The following is a 6,143-nucleotide window of genomic DNA, read 5'->3' as shown; positions in this document are numbered from 1 at the left end:
ATTGGCTGAGAAAAGACAAAACCCAACCCGATCAGCAGGTGCAAAGAGTAGCTTAATTTACGCCAGATCCTGTCCAACCGATGGGGAGTAGCTCAGTGTAAGACCACCCGCGCTGAAAAGAAGATTGATTCTCAATAATTTCCATAAATCAATCATTCGACAATACCTTGCATAGAGTCGACCCTGTTGTTGATTGATATTGCATTGGTGCGTTTGATACATAAGGCCGCTTGCAAGGGCCTTCCCCGGCCTCACGGCGACAGCCAGCGCACCTGCCCCATCGGGGCCAGATCATAGCCGCCAAGCGCCGCGGCCTTGGCCACCATCGCGTCGGATCGCATGAAGGCGAGAAGGCGCTGCACCGGGTCGGTGAAATAGATCCGCCGGTCGATCAGCACATCAAAGCGTTCCTGCAACAGCGGCCGAAAGGTGAGGCGGAACTGACGCGCCATGGATTCGATGCCGAGCGTCGCCTCGGCCTCGCCCGCCGCCACCGCCGCCGCCGCGTCGCTTTCGGTATGGGCGGGGCTGGTGGGCGTGAGGATATCGCCGGGGGCAAGCCCCGCCTCCCGCATCAGGCGATCGAAAAGCGCCGTGGTTCCGGCCCCCTCCTGCCGCAGGATCACCCGCCGCCCGCGCAAATCGCCGAAATCGCGCACCATGTCCGCCACTGCCGGGGCCAGTATCAGGCCACGCTCCCGCGCCGCCCAGCCGATCAGCACCGCGTCGCGCAATCCCGCTGCCTCAAGTGTGGCGATGTTCCAGCCGTCGGCGTCAGGGATGTGCAGCCCGGCAAGGCCCGCGCGGCCCTCGGCGAATACCGCCAGACCGTCGCAGCTGCCATTCCACAGGGTCGCGAGCCCGGCCCCACTTTCACGCAGCGCCCAGTCGAGCAGCGGATCGTGCGAGCCGGTCACAAGGTCGGGGCGCGTGGCGGGGTGCAACGCGCCCTCGCCTTCGATCCAGGCGGTGAGTTCGCCTTGCGGAAAGAGCAGCTTGCCAGTGATCTTGCGATGCGGAATCTCGCCTGTCGCCACCATGTCATAAACCTTGCGCTCGCGCACGCGCAGCAGGTCGGCAACTTCCTTGGTGGTCAGATAGGCAGGGTCCATCGGCTCTCCGGATCTCTGGGGCATTGCCTTTTTCCTAGCCCATCCTGATCCGGAAATCAGCAGGAAAGCGCGCTCAGAGCCGGTTGACCGGCAGTTTCAGCATCGGGTTGCCATCGGCGTCGCGCGGCACCTCTCCGGCGCGCATGTTGACCTGAAGCGACGGCAGGATCAGGCGCGGCATGGCCAGTTGCGCATCGCGCTCGGTACGGAACTTGACAAAGTCTTCGCGGGACTTTCCGCCGCCCACATGAATGTTGTTCGCCTTTTCCTCGGCCACCGTGGTCTCCCACGCGATATCGCGGCCACCCGGCCCGTAATCATGGCACATGAAGAGGCGCATGGCATTGGGCAGGCCAAGCACCTTCTGGATGCTGTCGTAAAGCTCACCCGCATCACCGCCCGGGAAATCGGCGCGGGCCGAGCCCCCATCGGGCATGAAAAGCGTATCGCCCACAAACGCCGCGTCGCCCATCACATGCACCATGCAGGCAGGCGTATGGCCCGGCGTGTGCATCGCAAAGCAGGTCATCCCGCCCACCGTGTAGGTATCGCCCTCGGTGAACAGCCGGTCGAACTGGCTGCCATCGCGCTGAAACTCGGTGCCTTCGTTGAAGATCTTGCCGAACACGTCCTGAACGACCATGATCCTTTCGCCGATGCCGACCTTGCCGCCGAGACGCTCCTGGATATAGGGAGCCGCCGACAGATGATCCGCATGCACATGGGTCTCGATGATCCATTCGAGGCTCAGGCCCTCGCGCTCGATATACGAAATCATCGCGTCGGCATGATCATAGGTGATCCGCCCCGCCGCCATATCGATATCCATCACGCTATCGACCACGGCACAGGCATCAGAGCCCGGATCCTTTACCACGTAACTGATCGTATTGGTCCCGTCATCGAAGAATGCCTCGACCTGCGGATGCAGCTTCATGTTCACCGGGTAGTCGCTCATGCCGTGGACCTCCGTTCCGCCTGTTTCGCCTGAATTAGGCGCGCTACCCAAAGCCCAGCGAGAAGCGCCGCGACAAAGCCCGCGACCTCGACCTTGCCAGTGCCGAGCGCGGGCACGGCGGCCCCCGGGCAGAACCCGGCAATGCCCCAGCCGATGCCGAACACTGCCGCGCCGCCGATCAGCCGCGCGTCGATATCGCGCGACGTGGGCAGTTGGAATCTCTCTTCGATCACCGGCTTATCACGCCGCAGCACGAAACGATAGCCGATGAAGGTGGTCACCAGCGCACCGCCCATCACGAAGATCAGGCTCGGATCCCATGTTCCGGCGATGTCGAAGAAGTTGAGCACCTTGGCCGGGTTGATCATGCCGGAAATGGCGATCCCAACGCCAAAGATCAGGCCCACCACGAATGCAGACATGAAACGCATGGCTCAGACCCCCAACACATGGCGAATGACATAGACGGTGATCCCGCAGGCAATCATGAACGTGATGGTCGCGATCATCGACCGGGGCGAGAGCCGCGCATTGCCGCACACCCCGTGCCCCGAGGTGCAACCCGAACCATAGGTCACGCCGATACCCACGATGAACCCGCCGATCAGGATCATCGGCCAGCTCACGGGTACATCGACGGCGGGCATCTGCCCGCTCACCGCCAGCACCAGCAAGGGCCCGGCGATCATCCCCGCGACCATCGCCGCGCGCCAACCCCTGTCGCCCGGCGTCGAGCCAGTCACCAGCCCCGAGAGGATGCCCGTGGCCCCCATCACCCGGCCTTGCAGGAACATCAGCAATACTGCGGACAATCCAATTAGCACGCCCCCCGCCAGTGACATGAGCGGTGTGAACTCCGTCTCGAACCCTGTCATTTTCCGTCGTCCCTCATCCGCCATGAAAGCGCCTGACGGCGCCTCACCACATATTCATGACTGAATATATGAAAGAGGCGTTGTTTTTTACAGTCCTAATCCCGCGTCCACAGAAATGTGACCGGGCCCGCGCGCAACCTAGTCCTTGGATTGTGCCGCGCGCAGGGTGCCACGGGTGATCGCCACGATACTGATCACCGTCAGCGCCCAGAAGAACCAGGTGATCGGCCCGCGCAGCAGGATCTCGGGACTGCCGCCTGACATCAGCATGGATTGGCGGAAATTATCCTCGAGCAGCGGCCCGAGGATGAAGGCGATGAGGAAGGGCGCGGCCGGGATGTGATAGCGTGACATCACGAAGCCGACCCAGCCCATAACGAACATCACGCCCACGTCGAAGATGTTGTTGTTGACCGCGAACACCCCGTAGATGCACAGCACCAGCACCATCGGCATCAGAATTCGCTTGGGAATATCCGCCACCGGACGGAAGCCGCGAATCGCCAGCCCGCCGATGATGAACAAGATGCCCGAGGACAGGATGAGACCGATGAAAAGGCCATAGATGATGTCCACGTTCATCACGAACATCATCGGCCCCGGTTGCAGCCCGTGCACCATGAAGGCCCCGATGATGATCGCGGTGATCACGTCGCCCGGCACGCCAAGCGCCAAGAGCGGGATGAGCGTCGCGCCGGCCACGCCGTTGTTGCCCGCCTCCGACGCCGCGACACCCTCGATCTCGCCCTTGCCGAAATTCGCCTTGTTGGGCGATTTGCGCCGCGCCTCGGAATAGCTCAGGAACGCCGCCGGGGCCGCGCCGATACCGGGGATGGAGCCGAGAAAGACCCCGATGAAACTGCCCCGGATGATCGAGCGGAAACAGCGTTTGTACTCCGCGAAGGTAACCCATTTGCTGCCCAGATTCTGCACCTTGCCCATGTGACCGGTGGGGTGCCAGACCATGTTGATCACCTCGGGGATGGCAAAGAGGCCGATCAGCACGGCGATGAAATTGAGGCCCCCCATCAGGTTCGGATCGCCGAAGGTGAAGCGGTTGGTGCCATAGACCAGATCGAGCCCGATAGTGGCGAGCAAAAGCCCCAGCAGCGCCGACAGCGCCCCGCGCAGCAGGCTCTCGCCCGAGACGCCTGCGATGATCGTCAGGGAAAAGAGGATGAGTGCGAAGAATTCCGGCGGGCCGAAGCTCAGGGCAAAAGACGCAAGGAACCCCGCAAAGAAGATCAGCGCAAGGTTCGAGACGAAATCCGCCGTGCAGGACGCCCAGAGCGCCATGCCGAGTGCGCGCCCCGCCTCACCGCGTGCCGCCATTGGATGCCCGTCGAGGATCGTGGCAGAAGAGGCAGGCGTGCCCGGCGTCTTGATCAGGATCGCCGGGATCGAGCCTCCGAAAATGCCGCCCTTGTAGACGCCCAGCAGCAGCAGGATGCCATTGATCGGCGCCATCGGAAAGGTAAAGGGCAGCGCCAATGCCACCGCCATCGTCGCCGAAATACCGGGGATCGCGCCACCGACCACGCCGATCACGATGCCGATGACCAGCGACAGGAATGCCTCCCAATTGCCGACGAGGGCCAGCCCCGCCATCACACTGTCAATGAGGCTCATGGCAGTCTTACCAGTTCACCCTGCGGAATTGCGACGCTCGCCACATGCGCGAAGAAGGCGTAGAGCACGAGGGGCACCACGATTGCGCAAATGAAGGCCGTCGCCGGGTGGCGCGTCTTGACGAGAAAGGCAAGGGCCACGAAGGCCAGCATCGAGCTCCAGACCATGCCGAGCGCGGGCATCACCCAGAAGGTCGCCACCATCAGCACCGCCATAGCCGCCAGGCGCAGCATGCCCTTTCGGGGATCATCGATCGGGTCATTGACCGGGTCGCCGCCGCCCATCCCTTGCCGCCCCGTCAGCACCAGCGCGAGCCCCACCAGCCCGGTCAGCCCGCCGAGAATGTAAGGCCAGAACAGCGGTGACAGCACGATGTTGCGCACATTGCTGGGCGACGATACCCAGTTCGGAATGGCGTAGAGAATGAGAAAGAGGGCTGCGAAAATAGCCCCGATGCCTAGCTGCATCTGCATTGCCCGATGGCTCAAACCTGACCCTCCCCCATCAGATGACGGCTGATATTGCCCGGGCGCATGTCAGCCGCGCCCGGGACGTTTGTCAATCGGGCCTCAGCCTTCGATCCGCATGCCCAGCTTGTCGACCAGCGCACGGAAGGTGTTGTATTGAGTCTCGATGAACTCATTCGCCTCTTCCGGGCTCATCACCTCAATGACCGACCCGCGCGAGGTCATCTGCTCGACGAATTTCTCGTTTCCGGCGGCGACGCTCATCCACTCGCCCCATTTGTCGGCCACCTCGTCGGGCAGGTCATCGGGCCCGGCAATGCCGGTCCAACCCACCAACTGGCGCAGTTCAGGTTTGCCAAGGCTGTTGGCGGACGGCGCATCAAAGCCCGGTACCGGCTCGTCCGTGGTCACCATCAGCGGCTTGAGCTGTCCGTTGGCAACGAAGCTCGCCAGCGCCGAAGTATTGGTGCACAAAAACGTCGCCGTGCCGTTGAGCACCGCCGTTGCCGCAGCACCGCCGCCCTTTTGCGGGATATGCGTGGCCTTTTCCAGCGGGTCCTTGACGCCGAATTCATCGAGCACGAACACCGCCGCCAGATGCAGCATCGAGCCCACACCCGACGAGCTATAACTGGTGCCCTCGCTCTCGGTCAGGCTGACCAGATCCTCCATGCTCTCGATACCGGAATCGGGCCGCACGGCACAGGCCACCGGGTTGATCTCGTAGACCGTGACAAAGCGGAAATCGTCGAGCGTATAGGGCAGCGTCGCCTTCATCGCCGGGTTGACGGTATGCGACCCGACGCGCGCGAACAGCATCGTATAGCCATCGGGCTTGGCGTTCTGCACCGCGACCGAGCCGGTTGCCCCGCCCGCGCCGGTGATGTTCGACATGACCAGCGTGCCGCCCACGGCCTTGCCCAATGGCTCGGCAATGGTGCGCGCAGAGATGTCCGTCGCGCCCCCGGCACCATAGGGAATGACCATGTTGATCGGGCGTTCGGGATATTCGGCCAGCGCGGGTGCCGCTGCAACCCCCAGACCCATGGCGCACAGCGCGCCCAGATGTCTCAGTTTCATTTTGTCCTCCTCCTCTGTCGTG

7 protein-coding genes are annotated in these 6,143 nt (G+C 62.8%); all 7 read right to left on the bottom strand.

Annotation, left to right across the window (positions count from 1 at the left end; translation table 11 throughout):
• Positions 1-251: 251 nt before the first annotated feature.
• The gene (locus ACSSV4_RS15105) at positions 252-1,136 is read right to left on the bottom strand and encodes a substrate-binding domain-containing protein (protein WP_454275962.1); all 885 of its coding nucleotides are present in this window, start codon (positions 1,134-1,136) and stop codon (positions 252-254) included.
• A 49-nt stretch (positions 1,137-1,185) separates the two neighbouring features.
• Positions 1,186-2,070 carry an MBL fold metallo-hydrolase gene (locus ACSSV4_RS15100; protein ID WP_454275961.1) on the bottom strand — a complete coding sequence of 295 codons (885 nt, stop codon included), beginning with the start codon at positions 2,068-2,070 and terminating at the stop codon, positions 1,186-1,188.
• The gene (locus ACSSV4_RS15095) at positions 2,067-2,501 is read right to left on the bottom strand and encodes a DUF6691 family protein (RefSeq protein ID WP_454275960.1); all 435 of its coding nucleotides are present in this window, start codon (positions 2,499-2,501) and stop codon (positions 2,067-2,069) included. Before ACSSV4_RS15095 ends, ACSSV4_RS15100 begins: the two co-directional genes overlap by 4 nt.
• 3 nt (positions 2,502-2,504) lie before the next feature.
• Positions 2,505-2,945, bottom strand: coding sequence for a YeeE/YedE family protein (locus ACSSV4_RS15090; protein WP_454275959.1), 441 nt, complete (start codon positions 2,943-2,945; stop codon positions 2,505-2,507).
• A gap of 138 nt (positions 2,946-3,083) precedes the next feature.
• Positions 3,084-4,574 (bottom strand): tripartite tricarboxylate transporter permease, encoded by a 1,491-nt coding sequence (locus ACSSV4_RS15085; protein WP_454275958.1) that lies wholly within the window; start codon positions 4,572-4,574, stop codon positions 3,084-3,086.
• Positions 4,571-5,062: a tripartite tricarboxylate transporter TctB family protein gene (locus ACSSV4_RS15080; protein WP_454275957.1), complete on the bottom strand. Its 492-nt coding sequence runs from the start codon at positions 5,060-5,062 to the stop codon at positions 4,571-4,573. Before ACSSV4_RS15080 ends, ACSSV4_RS15085 begins: the two co-directional genes overlap by 4 nt.
• Before the next feature lie 81 nt (positions 5,063-5,143).
• The gene (locus tag ACSSV4_RS15075) at positions 5,144-6,121 is read right to left on the bottom strand and encodes a Bug family tripartite tricarboxylate transporter substrate binding protein (RefSeq protein WP_454275956.1); all 978 of its coding nucleotides are present in this window, start codon (positions 6,119-6,121) and stop codon (positions 5,144-5,146) included.
• Positions 6,122-6,143 lie beyond the last annotated feature (22 nt).

Source organism: Roseovarius sp. MBR-154, assembly GCF_053628595.1.
This window is presented reverse-complemented; position numbering and strand designations above follow the sequence as displayed.